Here is a 16,584-nt window from a genome sequence, read left to right as displayed (position 1 = left end):
AATTGGGTGAAAGCATTTTTAATTGCTCACCCACGCCTTGCAATTTTATTCCCCTATGGATCAACCGGAAGAACGATTAAATACTGTCCCAGACTTTGAGAAATCTGACCCATCGTTTGCTCAACAAGTACAAAGGCTACATCAGCTGACAGTATATGGCAGGTGGCTGTTTGTGGGCTGTTTATGGCTGACTGTTGCGCCTGTCTCCTTGTGGGGTCTACGTGCAGAAATTGCTCTGTGGCAACAATATTTTACCTGGGTAGCAGTGAGATTTGGATTGTTCTACCATCCACTGTCTACCTTCGGTCTCGCTTTTTGTCTGGGGATGACTGCTGCTGTTTTAGTTTGGCAAAGTCGGAATATTCTATTTGGACTGCCACCGCAGGAAAAACAACGTTTAGAAAAACAAGTTTATCGGATACGTCAACAGGGAGCAACTCATCCTCTATGGAAGTGGGTTTGTCATTAAATTTTCTTGCTCTACACGTACAGAAATTTATAGCAAAATATGACTGAAATCAAAGTTTAAATTGATGGGTAAGCAAGTTTGTAGTGAGTTAGCGCGGTCTTCTCCCAAGGGGAGACGCCAAGGGCGATGGGGGTTTCCCCCATGAGCGACTAACTTTCCCGTTGGGGGTCAGGACTTTAGTCCTTAATTTTCTCAGCACTCAAGTGCTTACTACAAACTTTTCATTACTAGCTAGCTTAGACATTGTACGAGACATCTGCTGAAAAAGAATGTAAAGACTTAGTAGTGCTACGTCTCTACAAGACTTCTGAATAATGCATATTTAATTTCATCAAATGTCTGCTCAAAGATACTGCTAAAAGTGGATGCCATACATGAACGATCTTCAGATTAAGTTTAGCGATCGCAAGTCTGAAATTGACCTTTATCAACTCCAAGAACTGTTAAACGTTTCCGCTTTCTGGGCAAAGGGACGCAGTATTGAAGACTTAGGTATCGCTATTGCCAACAGTGAGCCAGTAATTTCCGTCTGGAATAGCAATCGGCTCATTGGCTTTGCCAGAGCAACATCTGATGGCATCTATCGCGCCACAATTTGGGATGTTGTGATTCATCCAGAGTATCAACATAGTGGTTTGGGAAGCAATTTAGTAGAAACCGTTTTAAGACATCCTCGTATGAAGTCGGTTGAGCGAGTTTACCTGATGACTACTTACCAACAGGGTTTCTACGAAAAGATTGGTTTTCAAAGCAACACTACCACTACGATGGTGCTACACAATCAAGCTAACCGTACTTTCCTTGCTGCTACAGAAATTCAGCTTCAAGAATCATCGAAATAGTTCCGAGCAATGAGTGCTGTTAGCAGAAAGCTAGGGTTTAGCCCGTGCTGAGTATAAGAACTGTAGTAGGGTAGTCAAGGCGCAAGATTTCCTATTTACTACTCAGGACTCAGCACTACTCACTAAAGGGATAGATATTTGTATTCTGGTACGCAAGAGTGGTTCCTTGACAATAGTCGAGGGCAAGATTTCTAACTTTCCTCCCATAACTTCCACCAAAGTCTGATTGATTAATAGTCTCATTCCTGGGGAAAGAGTAGCGTTTTTGTGGTCAATCGGAGTCAACCGCTCTTCAAATTTGAGCAAATCAATCGGCTCACTCAAAGGTACAGCATGAGTTGGTAAATCTAGCCAAATGTTTACAAAATTGTTTGTAGGTAGAGTGCTACTGGAAATACAAATGCTGCCTTCCTCCATCTGAGTAATGGCAGTGTCTATTAAACTTATCAATACTTGGCGCAGCCAAAGGTAATCTGTCAAAACATAAATTTCTGAGTCGGCGGGTAATAATTTTAAGGGAAAATTGCGATTTGCCGCCAGCATATAAGTTAAATCATGAACCTCCTCTAAAATTTCGGCTAAGGCTCTGGGCTGAATATCTAATTTATTAGTGCCGTGTTCAGTTCTAGCAACATTGAGAATTTCATCCATTAGCTTCAGCAACTTCAGCGTCCGCTCGTGAGCTTGGGCAATGAATTCTCGCTCTTCAGCCGGATTTTCACACAAATCTGACAAAATTAATTGATGTAAGCCAATCAAACCATTAAAAGGCGATCGCAATTCATGGGTAGTCCGCGCCAAAAAACCAGCTTTAAACTGGCTCATTTCCTTTGCCATCAGATATGCCAGCTGCGTTTGCTGTAGCTGTTGTGATATTAGCGACATATCCTGTTGAGCTAATGGCGCTACTGGGGATGAGCTAGATGAAACATTAGGCGATGCCTGCTTTGGGCGTAGCCATCGCCCAAATAACTGAGGAAAAACCATACCTAGTGCTATTCCTACTCCTAGATATATCCAGTTGCTCCAATTCATATCTGGCAATTATTAACTTGCTAATTAAGTACAACAGCGCCAACTAAAGTTTCAGATTTCTCTGTTGTTAACACCACGAAAACAACATTATAACTACCTATACTTAGTTATCACTCGATAAATCTAACTCGATCGCACCTTGTCGCAAAATCTGCCAATTTATCCCTGTCCATTTCGCAACGGTGGAAGGTATACCCATCCCTGGTATTTCACTCTGGTATTCTGTCGTTGCTAAAGTCAGAACCTGGGGAAACTGAGTCTCAATTTCTGTCATTGTTTGCAAAGGCGGCTGACCAGAAAAATTGGCGCTAGTGGTGGCAAGAGGGCCTGTTTGCGCCAAAATAGTTTGAGCGATCGCACTGTTTGGTACTCGAATCCCAATTGTTGTTGGATCGATGGGATTCATAACTTTTGGTAAGCGTTCGCTCGCTGGCAAAACTAATGTCAGCCCTCCTGGCCAATATTTATCTGCTAATTCTTGCCAAACTTTATATTCATTCTCACTACCTTTGACATACGGCCACAAATCTTCAGCACTAGCCGCCATCAAAATCAAAGGTTTGTCTTGACTGCGTTGTTTCGCCGCAAAAATTAATCCTGCTTTTTCTGGCATCGCTGCAAGTGCCGGAACAGTATCCGTCGGAAAGCTCACCAAAACACCAGCACGTGCGCCAGCTATTAGATTTATTAAAGAAACTTGGGTCATATTTACAAAATGAGGAGTTAGAAGTTAGGAGTGAGGAATTTCATAACTCATCACTCATCACTCCTAACTTTTGTAGGCCAGGGCAAAACGTTCAATTCCAGCTAAATCAGCGTGAATTTGAATCTTACAATAGCTACCTTGATTTTGTAAAAGTTCTCGCACTGCATCCGCTTGTCCCAGCCATCATCTCAATCAGCCACACGCCACCCGATTGCAAATAACTAGGGGAGATTTCGATCAAATGACGAATGCAATCTAAGCCATCAAGGCCACCATCCAAAGCTAGATGTGGTTCGTGGTTAACGACTTCTGGTTGCAAAGTAGGTAAGGTGTTGGTGGGTATGTATGGAGGGTTTGACACCATACCACTGAACTGACCTTTTAAGAATGTCAGTGGCTCCCACCAGGAACCTTGATAAAATTGAATCCGGTCAGCAAGACCCAAATTATCAGCGTTGGATCGGGCGATCGCCAGAGCCTCTAAACTGTAATCAACTGCATGAATTGTTGCTTTTGGCAAGACATCTGCTAATCCCAGTGCGATCGCTCCACTCCCAGTACCCAAATCCGCCCAATGTCCTGATACACCGTTAGCAGCTGCTAAAGCTAAATCGATTAAGTACTCTGTTTCTGGTCTGGGAATCAAAACTGCGCTTGACACCGCAATTTGAAAGTTACGCCAAGGTGTCATACCGGCAATGTACTGCACTGGCAAGCGATCGTTTAATCGTCTCTGCCATAGCTGTTCTAACTCTTCTAGAGGCAATTGCAGCTGAATTTGCGGCCAATTTTTAAAAGACTCCAAACGCAGTGCCAAGCGGTCTAATCCAGCAACTTCAAGAAGCAGCCAATCTACCTCAATTGATGGGACATCAATGGCGATCGCTGCTTTCAAAGCTGCATTCCGCCACTGCCAAAGTTGTAAACCAGAGACTATCAGATGTTTCTCCCCCATACCTCAACTTTGGAGCGCATATCCGTTATTTTTTCGGAGCGGGGGCAGCAGCTGGCTTGGCACCTGGCGATTGATTTGGCGCCAGGGAGCGAATAAAGTTGATCGACTCCCTTGATGGATACAGAACAATTTTATTGATACTAGGATCGCTGCTGCTATTGAGAGCTTCCATAACACCGTACAAATCTACCACCTGAATTTCAGTATTGGCTCCTTCCTTTGGCACGGCTTTTTTGAATTCCTCTAACAGAGCCACTGCTTGTTCTTTCTCAAAAAAGAAAGGGATGTATCGCTCATTACCTTTAGCAAGGGGAATAGTCAGATAGCTATTATCTTTCTTAAATTTGGGTACAAATAAGGGAATACCGTTGAATTGCTCTACCTTTTTACCACTTTGATTGAGCATACTTGTTGCCGAGGCTACTTGCTGTTGCGTCGGAACTAAAGTATAAATCACAGAATCTGATTTCTTTTTGCTTTCTTGAACTATTTTATAGTAGTCTGCCAAGGACAAAGGTCTAACCTGTAGAGTGCTTGCTAACTGAGGATTTTCTTTTTTGAGCCGATTGTCAAGGAATTTTTGAGCATCTTGCTTGCTAATAAAAAATCCTACTTGGGAGATCGGCTTGGATGCGTTGTTTCTTGAAAGAACTACGAATTCGCCTTTAGGATTGGTGAGCGTGAATACTGGTACTTCTTGGAGCTTTTTCACTACCTGATCTTGTGGCAGAGCGATCGCCTCTAGATTGCCCATTCCTGGTAGATTGCCTATCCCTGAAAGCCCTGTTAAAAATACACTGCCAGCTATACCCAATGTTGCGCCTAAGCGAATAAATGATTTCATGACTGCTCCTCGCATCAATAGTCCAATTAAATTAAACAAATGGTTGGATTTGCACAGCACCAACTAGCTTTAGTTATATAGCAATTCATTTTAGTTTTGAAAAATTCATTATGCGCGTTGAGGTTGAGTGTTAAGCGTGAGGCAGCCCGGTCTTGTTGTTCCAACAAAGAGCGACTGCCGTTAGCGCAAGCGGTAGCGACACAGGAGCGTCACCCGGAGTTTCAACGGTCAAAATCCAATGTTCCCTAACTATTTAGAGTTGCTATAGTATCGTTTTCACAAATTGGCTGTGCTAACGTTGTGTTTTTCTAGGTTTCGCTTCGCTATTTACCGCGAAATGCCGTAGATGCTTATTATATGTCTTCTCAAACAGCAAAAAGTTTCTCCATCTCTCCAACCTTGGAGATGATAAATGCTATTTTATCGACTTTTTCTAATATTGGTTGACGCTATTACTTAATCAACGTTCCATCTGCGATTGATTTAATATCTTCTCAAATCTATACAAAGCTCAGTGTTCAGAATATCTTACTACTGAATGACGAAATTTGTCTGTTAGGCTTCAACCACAGAACAGCCTAATTGGTCTTCACCGTAAAAATATCTAATTAAATTGCAGATGTTAGTAAATAAAACTTAACTAACTACTCTAGCTGTTAACTATATTAATTAAATCGGGATGACAGGATTTGAACCTGCGGCATCCTGCTCCCAAAGCAGGCGCGCTACCAAGCTGCGCTACATCCCGTTATACTCATTCGCTTTTTTGGGTTTGCTTTTTAGCTCTCCATCAAAGCGATCGCGCTTTCACAAAAGCGTTAAAGCAATCATATCACATAACACTGCTCATGCCTAATATATTTAACGTGAGTTCGACGAGTGCTATTTTGACCTCTCCCCCAGCCCCTCTCCTGGTAAGCTACGGTCTACACACATCTCTAAAAATCCTACCCACCCAATATTTCTGTTCAAGTGAAAGTCTCACACTGAGCAAATATCTCGCCCAGAACTAAAGTTCCGGGCTGATTAAGCGAAAGGCTTCTTTTAGAGGACTAAACAAGAAATTTAGTTTAGTCCTCTAAAAGAAGCCTTTGGTTATGAGACTCGGAATTTATTCCGAGGCGGGATAGATACACTGCACCAACACTTGTGTGTACACAGTAGCCTGGTAGGAGAGGGAAGCAAAAACCCTCCTTACTCGTTACTCCTCCCTCTCCCAAGGGGAGACGCAACGCGTTCGCCTTTTAGGAGAGGGAGGCTGGGAGGGAGAGGTCTGTCGAACTCACGTTATATTTATATCTTCTGCAAATACTAGCTAGATTAGATATTTGGATTAATAAAGATTAAAGGTTTGTCTGCCGACTTAGTTTTACAAGAGATATTACTACTTGTGCGTTCGTCGGCTAAACCTTGTCAAACCAAATTTCAATAATAGATTTGTACTACTATACCTGATTTTATTGTGCGAATCGGGTTTTATTTGGATTGAGCATTAGTGAGGATACCAGAACATGCCTTTGATGCCTTCTGGATCGGCCATAAACCCCATAGTTCGGTAGAAATCTACAACATGGGGGTCAGCGAAGAGAGTGACATTACTAATTTCTTCACTCCTAAGTTTTTTGAGAACGTATTTCATCAGCGCCTTGCCCAGTCCTTGACTTTGAAAGTCTGGATGAACCACTACATCCCAGATAGTGGCATTAAAGGCGTGATCTGAGGTAGCACGGGCAAAACCAATGAGCCGCTTTTGGTTTCCTCTCACTTGCCACATTGAAGCAACGAGAAAACTATGCTCAATAGCTTTTTTTACTTTTCTTAGAGGACGACGCGACCAACCAACTGCATCACAGAGTTCTTCTAACTCATATAGGTCAATATCTCGTTCCGTGCTGAAGACGATCCGAGCCTCCTTGGAAGCAGCTTCGCTAATACTACTGGGGCTGGAGTTGCCCGCAGTTTCTGCTGTATGCTCTTCAAAGAGATTTGTCCTAGTTGTCCCTACAGATTCAGGAGTACTAAACCAAGTTTTCCAAAAACCCATGCCAACGCGGTTCGGGTAGTATAACTGAATTGGTTTCCACTCTTAGGAGTGTTGATTCACTTTTAACATCGCTAACCCCATTTATACCCTATTACACTCAAAGTTTTTCGGTTGTTTTCGGGATTTGCAATGGTAACAGCCAGTTAGAGCGTGTTTCACACCAATCATTTTCAACTTTAGCATTTTGTTGTAAAGGCTAGGAGAAATTCACCAAAAGGGTAAGGATATAAACAATTCAAAATTCAAAATTCATAATGGAAAACCTAATCTTGGCAATTGCTCCTATAGAGCTTAAATGCACGTTAGCTTAGAAGTGAATTGTATACAAGGGATTGGGCATTAGGTATCGAGAACACTCTTCTGTTGTCTCCTTGTCCTCCCAGTAGTCCCCGACCCCCAACACCCAACCCCCAACACCCAGCCCCCAGATGACGAAAGCAAGCGAGTTTTACCCTTAACAATGGCTTCTGGTTTAAAATCTTCGACACTGGAACTCCTAAAGCGCTTTAATCGAGCGTTTCCCCAGTTTTATGAGCAATTCGTCAGTAGTGAAATTCAACTGCAAAATTTGCGGCTAGCCTACCGTCTCTATAAAAGTAGACGCGCTGTGATTGAACTGAAACCGGAAGGTAGCAAAAGTGCCCTGCATTTTGCTTACCGCAACCAGTCTTTTCTCCTCAGCGATATTTTTGGTGTACTAGCAGCTTATGGGTTGACTATCCACGGTTTAAGTTTATACGGTCAAATCCGTCCGCCAATGTTAGTTTTTATCAAACTGTTGGTATCTCGTGGTAGTAAAGCCTTGACCGAGAAAACCGCAGAAAATGTCTGTCGCGCTATTCGCGAGGCTTTAGGAGGTCGGTTTGAGGTAGAAGAGATGCTGGCGGTAGAATTTAATCTTGACACTGGCTTAGAGCAGGTACAAACTGAGTTTTATGTCGATCCGGTATTTCATCTCCCTGCCTTAGTGATTGAAGCTGATAATCAACCAGGATTATTCTACAAAGTTATGTATGCTATCTGGCAGGAAGACCTTCTGGTAGTCAATGCCAATTTACTGGTTTGGCGCGGACGTACACGGCTAATTCTCTACTTGTTAGGGCCGAATGAAAGTCTCATTCCTGAATATCTGGGTCACAAAATTGCTGAAGGAGTGCGACAGAGGTTGCTGGGTAAATAAAAAAAGTGAGAAGTTATGAGTTATGAGTTATGAGTTAAAAATTCTCCACTCCTAACTTCTAACTCTTTCTACTTTAGTATTTAGTCGCACCCGTCCTTAAGGGTACGATACAAGTATGGCAACTATCGAAATCTTGGGCGTTCCACACGCATACGAGCTAACGGCTCCCACTTCCTGCCCCCATGCTTTAGTATTTATCCACGGTTGGCTCAATAGCCGTGGATATTGGCAACCTGTGATTTCCCGTCTATCAGATGATTTGCAGTGCTTGTCCTATGATTTGCGGGGTTTTGGTGAATCCCAATCCCAAGTAAAAACCGATTTTAGTCGAGCACAAACGTCTTTGAGTATAACGCCCATCTCCAGCAGTACGGCTGACTCATCTTTCGATTCTCTTTATACTCCTGCTGCGTATACTCAAGATTTAGCAGCTCTTTTGAAACAATTGAATATTAAAAGTGCTTGGCTAATTGGTCACTCATTAGGCGGGACGATCGCTCTTTGGGGAGCAGATCAAATGCCTGAGCGTGTTAAGGGAGTTATCTGTATCAACGCTGGCGGTGGTATTTACCTCAAAGAAGCCTTTGAGCAGTTTCGCTCGGCGGGTCAGAAATTTTTGCAAGTCCGTCCGCGCTGGCTGTCCCAAGTGCCTTTGATTGATTTGCTGTTCACCAGAGCTAGTGTGGCTCGTCCTTTAGAGCGCTATTGGGCACGTCAGCGAGTAATAGATTTCGTTGTGGCTGACCCAGAAGCGGCTCTGGGAACTTTGTTAGACTCCACAACTGAAGAAGAAATCAATCGTTTACCTGAGCTAGTATCCCAACTGAAGCAGCCAGTTTATTTTTTGGCTGGCGCGGAAGACAAGGTTATGGAACCCAAGTATGTGCGCCATTTAGCTAGCTTTCACAGGCTTTTTCAATATTGTGGTGACAATGTTCTGGAAATTCCTAATTGCGGACACCTGGCTATGTTGGAACAGCCGGATGCAGTCGCCGATCACATCCGATCAATAGTCATTAGTCATTAGTCATTGGTCATTACAACTAACAAATGACAAAGGACAAAGGACAAATGACAAATGACTACTCAACAGGCTGATACAATTTCATCACCTGAGTAAGCCCTAATCTAGATTCAACGCCTAGTGTCAGGGGAGACGTATGACCACGGGATAGATGGTCAGCGGCGGCACAGCCAATCATGGCGGCGTTATCGGTACAGAATTTTAGAGGTGGGAATAGGACGCGTAGGTTATGTTTAACGGCGGCGGCTTGGAGATTTTTTCTCAAGCCGCTATTAGCTGCTACACCGCCGCCAATGGCAATTGTGTCTAAATTATAGTCAAGGGCACAGGCGATCGCTCTTTTGGTTAGCGATCGCGCGATCGCATCCTGAAAGCTCGCTGCTATATCTGCCACTGGTACTTGTCCAGTATCTTTCTCTAACTGCTGCACTAAACGTAATACAGCCGTTTTTAACCCACTAAAACTTGCATCATAACGATGAAACCCCCCAGCAGGTAAAGAAACTTTTCCTTCCGGTAAAGCAAAGGCTTGAGGATTACCCTGCTGTGCCAACTTGTCGATCGCTGGCCCACCGGGATAACCCAGCTTTAACAATCGCGCCACTTTATCAAAGGCTTCACCCGCAGCATCATCACGGGTTTGTCCCAAAGTTTCGTAGATACCACAATCTTTGACATAAATCAAGCTTGTATGTCCGCCTGAAACCAGTAAGCTAAGAAAAGGGGGATTTAAAGTTGATTCGCTCAAGTAAGTTGCACAGATGTGACCTTCGAGGTGATGAACTCCCAAAAATGGCTTATTATGTACCATCGCTAGAGTTTTGGCAGCAGTTAACCCTACCAATAGCGCTCCTACAAGTCCAGGGGCACAAGTGGCGGCAATTGCGTCAATTTGTTCCCAATTTAGTTGGGCTTGCTCTAAGGCTTGTGCGATCGCAACATTTATCGTTTCCAAGTGCTGGCGAGACGCTACTTCTGGTACTACCCCGCCATACTGCTGATGGACTGGAATTTGCGAGGCTACGATACTGCTGCAAACTTTACGATTGTTAACAATTGCGACGGCTGTTTCATCACAACTGGTTTCTATTGCTAAAACGGTTGTCATTGAGAGTGCTGATTGCTGAGTTTTTGAGTTCTGAGTCCTGAGTCCTAAGTCCTGAATAGTAGAGAAAAAATCTTGCTTCTTTACTACCCTACAACAATTCTTATCCTCGGCACTCGGAACTCAGCACGGGCTAAACGCCCCGCTTCCGCTAACAGCACTAATTTTGGTTGAGAAGCTTTAACTTTTATTTACTTAAACTTTACTCGGTTCCCACCCAAGAGTATGATGACTTCCTAGTTATGCAAATAAACAACTGTACAAGCCGCTTCGTTTTGTACAAAGAACTTCTTGTTTTGTAATAAAAGGAAACAACTCTATGCGACGATTGTTTGCTTTGATGTTAGCGATTAGTCTTTGGTTCAATTTTGCCCCCCCAGCACAAGCTTTAGGGGCTAATTTGACACCGTGCAAAGACAATCCCGCTTTTCAAGAGCTAGCAGCTAATGCCCGTAATACCACCGCCGATCCTGAATCTGGGAGAAAGCGGTTTGAGCGTTATTCTCAGGCGCTGTGCGGTCCTGAAGGATATCCTCACTTGATTGTTGATGGTCGTCTAGATCGTGCTGGTGACTTTTTGATCCCTAGCATTTTGTTTCTATATATTGCTGGTTGGATTGGTTGGGTAGGTCGTGCCTATCTGCAAGCAGTCAAAAAAGACCCGAACACTGAACTAAAAGAAATCCAAATCGATTTTGGTTTGGCACTACCTATCATAGCGTCAGGCTTTACTTGGCCAGTAGCAGCAGTCCAAGAATTTCTCTCTGGAAAATTAGCAGCCAAGGATACAGAAATCCCCATTTCCCCACGCTAAATCAGCTTAACTAATTCATTCGTTTTGGAGACTAAATTCATGGCAGACAAAGGCGATCAATCAGCTTATTTGATTAAATTCATTTCCACAGCGCCCGTGGCCGCTACGATATGGCTGTTCATCACAGCAGGTATCTTGATTGAATTCAACCGCTTTTTCCCCGACCTACTTTTCCACCCACTACCATAAGTGTCAGATAGGATTTAGGACTGGTGAATCAATGTCTTGTTTTTTGCTTAATATTGTGTAGTTGATTTTTTCAGCTTAGTTAGGCAGAATTATCACTAAAATAGCCGGCAAAAATAGTTTTTTGAAACTCGTGATACTGTTTACAGATCGCGAGTTTCACGGTTTTAAAATCAGCTAAATTAATTTTTCTAAACTTCCTAAACAAAATGCTTCTTTAGCGACAATTATTATTAATATAAAAATGCCACCATTTTAATTTAGAGGCGAACATAAAATATGGCACAAGCAGTAGATGCATCAAAGAATCTTCCCAGCGATCCTAGAAATCGGGAAGTTGTTTTTCCCGCATTTGGCGATCCACAGTTAGGCAACTTAGAAACCCCGGTTAATTCTTCTCCTTTGATCAAGGGGTTTATTAATAATTTACCTGCCTATCGCCCAGGTTTGGCTCCTGCTAGACGCGGTTTGGAAGTTGGTATGGCTCATGGTTACTGGCTATTTGGCCCCTTTGCCAAATTAGGCCCACTGCGGGACACAGATAATGCTAACTTAGCTGGGTTACTGTCAGCTATTGGCTTGGTTGTAGTTCTCACAGGCGCTCTATCGCTGTATGCAAATAGCAATCCACCCAAAGCACTTCCTAGTGTTACCGTACCCAAGCCTCCAGCAGATGCTTTTAACTCTAAAGAAAGCTGGAACAACTTCGGCAGTTCTTTCTTAATTGGTGGTATTGGTGGTGCAGTAGTTGCTTACTTTTTGACCAGTAATTTGGCACTAATTCAAGGTCTATTTGGTTAATTACTAGCAGTTAGCAGTAGAAACGCGATTAATCGCGTCTGTACAGGAGTTAAGAATTAGGAGTTTAAATTCATAACTTCTAACTCTTAACTCCTAATTTATTTAAACAAAACTCTTTCAATATCATTTAAAGCAGTTTCAAAATCGTCATTAACGATTTGAATATCAAATTCATCTGCGGCTTGAATTTCTTCTTGGGCGCGAAGCAAACGACGGGCGATCGCTTCTTCAGAATCTTGGGCACGAGAGCGTATTCGTTTCTCTAATTCATCAAAGGAAGGCGGTAAAATAAAAATGCTGAGGGCACTGGGGAAGGAAGCACGAATTTGTCTTGCCCCTTCTAGTTCAATTTCCAGCACCACCAACTTACCGAAATGAATTTGGTTAAGTACTGCTTCACGGGGTGTGCCGTAATAGTTACCAGCAAATTCTGCCCATTCTAAAAATTCGCCTTCAGCAACTAATTGTTCAAACTTACTGCGACTGATGAAGTAATAACTTTTGCCATCGATTTCCCCTGGACGGGGAGAACGAGTTGTTACGGATACAGAATAATAGAGTTCTGGATGACGCTCTAGGAGCGATCGCATTAAAGTGCCTTTACCGACCCCACTAGGGCCAGTTAAAACAATTAATTTGCCTAAATGTAAGCATTCTTCGGTAGTCGCACTACTCTGGATCGGTAAAACTGGCATCATCCCTTCAACCTGTGAATCAATCAATACATATTATTCATTAGTCTTGTATTCCTGGTCTAGTCCACTGGTGACTAAGGAATTTGTAGCAAGAGTGACAAAAAATTTGTCTAATTCACATGGTACTACCGATACGGTGCAAAGAGGAGTAGGAAAAACCCCCTGCTAGTCAATTATCTACAGTTTGATGCTCGCGAGAAATCACAAAGCGATTTGCTACCGTTTCCGGCTGAATCGCTGACAGAATTACGTGGCTGGAATCGGTGATAATTACAGCCCTAGTCCGACGACCGTAAGTTGCATCAATCAGTTGACCTCTGTCTCGTGCATCGGTAATAATCCGCTTAATTGGGGCAGACTCTGGACTGACAATGGCAACTACTCGGTTGGCAGAGACGATGTTACCAAACCCGATGTTAATTAACTGAATGTCCATAAAAAAAACTGACGCTAAAGGCGGTTTGATAAAGCTTGAAATAAACTTCTTTCCATGTTATCGCCAAAAAACGGGAGTTACAACGCTTAAATTTAAGCCAATCTCCGTTTTTAAATAATGTCTGCTTCTTTTAGCTATTTATTAGCTATTTTTCCTAAAAATATTCCTAAAGATACAGGTAAAATCATACTGATACGAGCTAGTTAGCTAATGTAGCTTCTATGAAAATAATTAGTACTGCAAGAGGCGAATTCAAAATTCACAATGACGCTTGCAAACTCGCGAACAAAATTCAAACAGGTATACAGCGTAAGCATTTTACTGATTTGAAATGAGTAGTTTCTTTACGCCATGCTGTAAAAAGTTAGCTTACCTTTAACAAGGGGCTATGCCGTGCCAGAGCATTTCAAAGAAAGTAAATAATTTTCAAACTTGTGTTGTTGTTCATTATTCAATCTTTGAATCTCCTCAATCAAACGATCCTAATCAAGATGTTCTAAATCTTGTTATTGCAATTATTTTAATGTAGTTTCTAACTACAAGTGATAATCCTGTTTATAGAGAATTTGAGTAAGTATTTTTAGATATTACTTAATATTCTTCTAATTTACGAAGATTGGGAATTAGGTTTTATTGACGTAAACTTCCAGCTTCACAATCGCGCAACCAAGCTTTAACCCCTTGGGCAACAGTACCGTTACTACTATCTCGTGGTGGAGATAGTGGTTGCTGTTGTGAATAGGAACCTGCTTGAGAAAACATCATCACTAGTTGCCAACCACTTTTAGTGTTAGTCAATAACAGCCAGTGAAATTCTTGCAATTCTACAACTTTCCGATCTATGTACTGCCGCTCCAAGGTAGTAAAGAAAACTTGCTTAACTCCTGATGCAGCACTTTTAGACACATCTGCACTATATTCTTCCAGGTTAAGGGGCAGAGGATTAAACTCAGGTCTTCCTGCCACTAACATATAACTGTAAACCTGACTGCTTCTACTGAGGCGGCGGGCGCGTTGACTAGCGCGATTGGTATAACTAGGTAATTTTTGCAGTAGCTGTATAGTTAATGTTTCTAAATTTTGCTCAGAACACAAAGACTTCGCACCACTGTTCGCATTTTCCCTTTCTGCAAGCGTCGAGGGTTTAGGGATAGGGTTTATCGAGAAGGCTGGGTAAGCAAAGCTATTTGAAACTACAACCCAGAAGCCACAAGCAAACAGGAAACTATAATGTTTCTGACTGAGTGAAGAGGCAAGATTGTTCTTCTCTACACCCTGCACTCTGAGTTTCTCACTGACTCTTAGCTTCATGCCACCGCGATTAACTCCTCAGAAATTCTCTTCCAGGCTAACTCAGGCTCAGTAGCAGTGGTGATGGGACGACCAATCACTAGATAATCTGCACCGGCAATAATAGCTTGAGCTGGAGTGAGCGATCGCTTTTGATCGCCAATATCAGCCCAAGTTGGTCTAACCCCTGGACAAACTAGCAAAAAGTCATTTCCACAAGTTTGTCGTAGCTGTGCCACCTCTTGAGGCGAACAAACTACCCCATCCAAACCAGATTCTTGAGCGAGTAGGGCCATTTCTAGAGCATATTCTGGCAATTCTAGGGGGATTTTTAAATCAAATGCCAACTGCCGAGCAGAAATGCTTGTTAGCAGGGTAATCGCAATTAACTTTGGTGGTTTTACACCCGCTTGTGCTGCTCCTACTTGTGCCGCTTCTGTTGCAGCCTTGAGAGCTTCTCTACCACACGTAGCATGAATTGTCAATAAATCCACACCATAACGAGCTGCACTACGGCAAGCACCTGCAACAGTGTTGGGGATGTCATCAAACTTTAAATCCAGGAAAATCCGCTTTTGCCTGGATTTTAGCACTTCCAGAATTTTCGGGCCAGTGCTGGTAAACAACTCTAAACCTACTTTGAAGAAAGTAACATCCTCAAGTCGATCTACAAGGGCGATCGCACTTTGTTCATCCGGTACATCCAAAGCCACAATTATTTTGTCATTAGTCATTGGTCACTTGTACTGAGCGTAGTCGTTGGCGTGGTCACTGAGCGTAGTCGAAGTGCAGCCTCTCCAAGAGTTGTATTTGTCATTAGTTTTTTCATTCTTACTCCCAATTTAGGGTACTAAGCGCACAAACTTATTTTTTCCAACTTGTAAAACTTTACCTTGTAATTCACCAAGAGCATCGAAAGTGGTATCAGCATCGGTAATGCGATCGCCATCTAAACGCACTCCACCCTCTTGAATTTTCCGCTTTCCTTCACCTGTACTTTTACACAAGCCAGTGACATTGAGAATATACGCTAACTTCGTAGGGAACTGCGATACCTCAGCTAGAGAAAATTCTGGAACTGCACCTTCTTTACCGCCGCTTTGCGCTGCAACTTTTGCCTCTTGAGCTGCTTGTTCGCCGTGGTACTGTTTAACAACTTCCCATGCTAAGAGTGTTTGGCGATCGCGGGGATTTTCTGGCAGTCGATCCAAAGGTAAATCCGTCAACAGTTCAAAATACTGTTCTAGGAGATGATCGGGAACTCCTTGCAACTTTTGATACTTTTGTCCTGGGTGTTCTGACAATCCGATATAATTACCTAAAGACTTAGACATTTTTTGCACGCCATCTGTGCCAATCAAAATTGGCAGTAGCATTCCAAATTGGGGCTTTTGACCAAAATGGCGCTGCAAATCTCTGCCTACAGCAATATTAAATTTCTGATCGGTGCCGCCTAATTCTACATCTGCCTCAACTGCAACCGAATCAAAACCCTGCATTAACGGGTACAGGAACTCATGGATAAAAATCGGATTCTCTTTTTTATAGCGATCGGCAAATCCTTCCTTCGCTAACATCTGCCCCACCGTCATCGTCGAGAGTAACTCCAAAATTTTCTCTAAGTTGAGCTTAGAGAGCCATTCGGAGTTATAGCGCACCTCTAACCTTCCTGGTGTGTCAAAATCCAAGATAGGACGTACTTGATTTAAATAAGTCTGAGCATTTTGAGCTACATCTGCTTCTGTAAGCTGACGACGCACTTCAGATTTACCAGTTGGATCGCCAATACGCGCTGTAAAATCGCCAATAATTAAAACTGCTGTATGACCTGCATCTTGAAATCCTCGCAGTTTTCGTACTGGTATGCTATGACCAAGATGAATATCAGTACCAGTAGGGTCAATCCCCAATTTGACCCTTAAAGGTTTGTTTGTAGTTTGTAAGAGCCTTTCTAGACTTTCGCTGTTAACATCAACTGATTGTGGGAATACTTCTACTACACCACGACGCAACCAAGCAAAATCTGGCGTCATGCTAAGAGATTCATTATTACCTATGTTTTGCACACTAGAAGTTAAGTTGGTTATAAACACTTGCAATTTATCCACTTTCTCATCCGCCAAACTACTATAATTGCAAAAAACTAACCGCCTTGCTT

Annotated in this window: 17 protein-coding genes, 1 tRNA gene and 1 pseudogene; 7 read left to right on the top strand and 12 right to left on the bottom strand. The window is 42.7% G+C overall.

Annotated elements, in window-relative coordinates; all coding sequences use genetic code 11:
* Positions 1-55 precede the first annotated feature (55 nt).
* Both NSTCB13_RS17635 and NSTCB13_RS17630 read left to right on the top strand, forming a co-directional pair.
* Entirely contained in the window at positions 56-469 is a 414-nt protein-coding gene (locus NSTCB13_RS17635) for a hypothetical protein (protein ID WP_445631466.1), read from the top strand.
* Between the two features lie 374 nt (positions 470-843).
* Positions 844-1,311: a GNAT family N-acetyltransferase gene (locus tag NSTCB13_RS17630; protein ID WP_445631467.1), complete on the top strand. Its 468-nt coding sequence runs from the start codon at positions 844-846 to the stop codon at positions 1,309-1,311.
* Between the two features lie 102 nt (positions 1,312-1,413).
* Here the strand turns inward: NSTCB13_RS17630 and NSTCB13_RS17625 are convergent, their stop codons facing one another.
* From NSTCB13_RS17625 to NSTCB13_RS17600, 6 genes and pseudogenes are all read right to left on the bottom strand, one after another.
* Positions 1,414-2,346 carry a sensor histidine kinase gene (locus tag NSTCB13_RS17625; RefSeq protein ID WP_448273308.1) on the bottom strand — a complete coding sequence of 311 codons (933 nt, stop codon included), beginning with the start codon at positions 2,344-2,346 and terminating at the stop codon, positions 1,414-1,416.
* Between the two features lie 103 nt (positions 2,347-2,449).
* Positions 2,450-3,052 carry an L-threonylcarbamoyladenylate synthase gene (locus NSTCB13_RS17620; RefSeq protein ID WP_448273307.1) on the bottom strand — a complete coding sequence of 201 codons (603 nt, stop codon included), beginning with the start codon at positions 3,050-3,052 and terminating at the stop codon, positions 2,450-2,452.
* Positions 3,053-3,115: 63 nt separating this feature from the next.
* Positions 3,116-4,007: pseudogene (prmC, locus tag NSTCB13_RS17615) on the bottom strand (peptide chain release factor N(5)-glutamine methyltransferase).
* Positions 4,008-4,032: 25 nt separating this feature from the next.
* Entirely contained in the window at positions 4,033-4,851 is an 819-nt protein-coding gene (locus NSTCB13_RS17610) for a Tic22 family protein (RefSeq protein WP_448273306.1), read from the bottom strand.
* Between the two features lie 674 nt (positions 4,852-5,525).
* Positions 5,526-5,599, bottom strand: a tRNA-Pro gene (locus NSTCB13_RS17605).
* Between the two features lie 744 nt (positions 5,600-6,343).
* A complete protein-coding gene (locus tag NSTCB13_RS17600; protein ID WP_322671979.1) occupies positions 6,344-6,895 on the bottom strand; it encodes a GNAT family N-acetyltransferase in 552 nt (183 codons plus the stop codon).
* Positions 6,896-7,355: 460 nt separating this feature from the next.
* Here NSTCB13_RS17600 and NSTCB13_RS17595 point away from each other — a divergent pair, with 460 nt between their 5' ends.
* The gene (locus tag NSTCB13_RS17595) at positions 7,356-8,075 is read left to right on the top strand and encodes a hypothetical protein (protein WP_445631472.1); all 720 of its coding nucleotides are present in this window, start codon (positions 7,356-7,358) and stop codon (positions 8,073-8,075) included.
* 115 nt (positions 8,076-8,190) lie between these two features.
* Positions 8,191-9,102 carry an alpha/beta fold hydrolase gene (locus NSTCB13_RS17590; protein WP_448273305.1) on the top strand — a complete coding sequence of 304 codons (912 nt, stop codon included), beginning with the start codon at positions 8,191-8,193 and terminating at the stop codon, positions 9,100-9,102.
* Positions 9,103-9,157: 55 nt separating this feature from the next.
* Here NSTCB13_RS17590 and tsaD read toward each other — a convergent pair whose 3' ends face one another.
* Complete coding sequence (tsaD, locus tag NSTCB13_RS17585; protein WP_448273304.1) at positions 9,158-10,207, bottom strand: tRNA (adenosine(37)-N6)-threonylcarbamoyltransferase complex transferase subunit TsaD; 1,050 nt, start codon at positions 10,205-10,207, stop codon at positions 9,158-9,160.
* Positions 10,208-10,523: 316 nt separating this feature from the next.
* Here tsaD and NSTCB13_RS17580 point away from each other — a divergent pair, with 316 nt between their 5' ends.
* The 3 genes from NSTCB13_RS17580 to NSTCB13_RS17570 all read left to right on the top strand — a co-directional run bounded on the left by NSTCB13_RS17580 (position 10,524) and on the right by NSTCB13_RS17570 (position 12,005).
* The gene (locus NSTCB13_RS17580) at positions 10,524-11,018 is read left to right on the top strand and encodes a Photosystem I reaction center subunit III (RefSeq protein WP_448273303.1); all 495 of its coding nucleotides are present in this window, start codon (positions 10,524-10,526) and stop codon (positions 11,016-11,018) included.
* Positions 11,019-11,057: 39 nt separating this feature from the next.
* The gene (gene psaJ, locus NSTCB13_RS17575; RefSeq protein ID WP_094349471.1) at positions 11,058-11,207 is read left to right on the top strand and encodes a photosystem I reaction center subunit IX; all 150 of its coding nucleotides are present in this window, start codon (positions 11,058-11,060) and stop codon (positions 11,205-11,207) included.
* Between the two features lie 276 nt (positions 11,208-11,483).
* Positions 11,484-12,005: a photosystem I reaction center protein subunit XI gene (locus NSTCB13_RS17570; protein ID WP_445631476.1), complete on the top strand. Its 522-nt coding sequence runs from the start codon at positions 11,484-11,486 to the stop codon at positions 12,003-12,005.
* Between the two features lie 98 nt (positions 12,006-12,103).
* On the opposite strand, the gene gmk is transcribed toward NSTCB13_RS17570, so the two are convergent.
* The 5 genes from gmk to tyrS form a co-directional block, all read right to left on the bottom strand.
* On the bottom strand, positions 12,104-12,703 hold the full coding sequence (gene gmk / locus NSTCB13_RS17565) for a guanylate kinase (protein ID WP_448270214.1): 600 nt from the start codon (positions 12,701-12,703) through the stop codon (positions 12,104-12,106).
* Between the two features lie 166 nt (positions 12,704-12,869).
* Entirely contained in the window at positions 12,870-13,136 is a 267-nt protein-coding gene (remA, locus tag NSTCB13_RS17560) for an extracellular matrix/biofilm regulator RemA (RefSeq protein WP_041233849.1), read from the bottom strand.
* Between the two features lie 630 nt (positions 13,137-13,766).
* Positions 13,767-14,447, bottom strand: a complete 681-nt coding sequence (locus NSTCB13_RS17555) for a hypothetical protein (protein WP_445631477.1) — start codon at positions 14,445-14,447, stop codon at positions 13,767-13,769.
* Positions 14,444-15,160 carry an orotidine-5'-phosphate decarboxylase gene (gene pyrF / locus NSTCB13_RS17550; RefSeq protein WP_448273301.1) on the bottom strand — a complete coding sequence of 239 codons (717 nt, stop codon included), beginning with the start codon at positions 15,158-15,160 and terminating at the stop codon, positions 14,444-14,446. The genes NSTCB13_RS17555 and pyrF overlap by 4 nt, the downstream gene beginning before the upstream one ends.
* Positions 15,161-15,268: 108 nt before the next feature.
* Complete coding sequence (gene tyrS / locus NSTCB13_RS17545; protein WP_448274176.1) at positions 15,269-16,459, bottom strand: tyrosine--tRNA ligase; 1,191 nt, start codon at positions 16,457-16,459, stop codon at positions 15,269-15,271.
* Between the last annotated feature and the right edge of the window lie 125 nt (positions 16,460-16,584).

This window comes from Nostoc sp. DSM 114160, assembly GCF_053470305.1.
This window is presented reverse-complemented; position numbering and strand designations above follow the sequence as displayed.

Bases quoted from the DNA above. Each gene is read 5' to 3' on its own strand.
- pyrF (WP_448273301.1), bottom strand. From the start codon at position 15,160: ATGACTAATGACAAAATAATTGTGGCTTTGGATGTACCGGATGAACAA.
- psaJ (WP_094349471.1), top strand. From the start codon at position 11,058: ATGGCAGACAAAGGCGATCAATCAGCTTATTTGATTAAATTCATTTCC.
- NSTCB13_RS17595 (WP_445631472.1), top strand. From the start codon at position 7,356: ATGGCTTCTGGTTTAAAATCTTCGACACTGGAACTCCTAAAGCGCTTT.
- NSTCB13_RS17610 (WP_448273306.1), bottom strand. From the start codon at position 4,851: ATGAAATCATTTATTCGCTTAGGCGCAACATTGGGTATAGCTGGCAGT.
- NSTCB13_RS17590 (WP_448273305.1), top strand. From the start codon at position 8,191: ATGGCAACTATCGAAATCTTGGGCGTTCCACACGCATACGAGCTAACG.
- NSTCB13_RS17570 (WP_445631476.1), top strand. From the start codon at position 11,484: ATGGCACAAGCAGTAGATGCATCAAAGAATCTTCCCAGCGATCCTAGA.
- NSTCB13_RS17625 (WP_448273308.1), bottom strand. From the start codon at position 2,346: ATGAATTGGAGCAACTGGATATATCTAGGAGTAGGAATAGCACTAGGT.
- NSTCB13_RS17580 (WP_448273303.1), top strand. From the start codon at position 10,524: ATGCGACGATTGTTTGCTTTGATGTTAGCGATTAGTCTTTGGTTCAAT.
- NSTCB13_RS17635 (WP_445631466.1), top strand. From the start codon at position 56: ATGGATCAACCGGAAGAACGATTAAATACTGTCCCAGACTTTGAGAAA.
- tsaD (WP_448273304.1), bottom strand. From the start codon at position 10,207: ATGACAACCGTTTTAGCAATAGAAACCAGTTGTGATGAAACAGCCGTC.
- NSTCB13_RS17600 (WP_322671979.1), bottom strand. From the start codon at position 6,895: ATGGGTTTTTGGAAAACTTGGTTTAGTACTCCTGAATCTGTAGGGACA.
- NSTCB13_RS17555 (WP_445631477.1), bottom strand. From the start codon at position 14,447: ATGAAGCTAAGAGTCAGTGAGAAACTCAGAGTGCAGGGTGTAGAGAAG.
- gmk (WP_448270214.1), bottom strand. From the start codon at position 12,703: ATGATGCCAGTTTTACCGATCCAGAGTAGTGCGACTACCGAAGAATGC.
- remA (WP_041233849.1), bottom strand. From the start codon at position 13,136: ATGGACATTCAGTTAATTAACATCGGGTTTGGTAACATCGTCTCTGCC.
- NSTCB13_RS17620 (WP_448273307.1), bottom strand. From the start codon at position 3,052: ATGACCCAAGTTTCTTTAATAAATCTAATAGCTGGCGCACGTGCTGGT.
- tyrS (WP_448274176.1), bottom strand. From the start codon at position 16,459: ATGACGCCAGATTTTGCTTGGTTGCGTCGTGGTGTAGTAGAAGTATTC.
- NSTCB13_RS17630 (WP_445631467.1), top strand. From the start codon at position 844: ATGAACGATCTTCAGATTAAGTTTAGCGATCGCAAGTCTGAAATTGAC.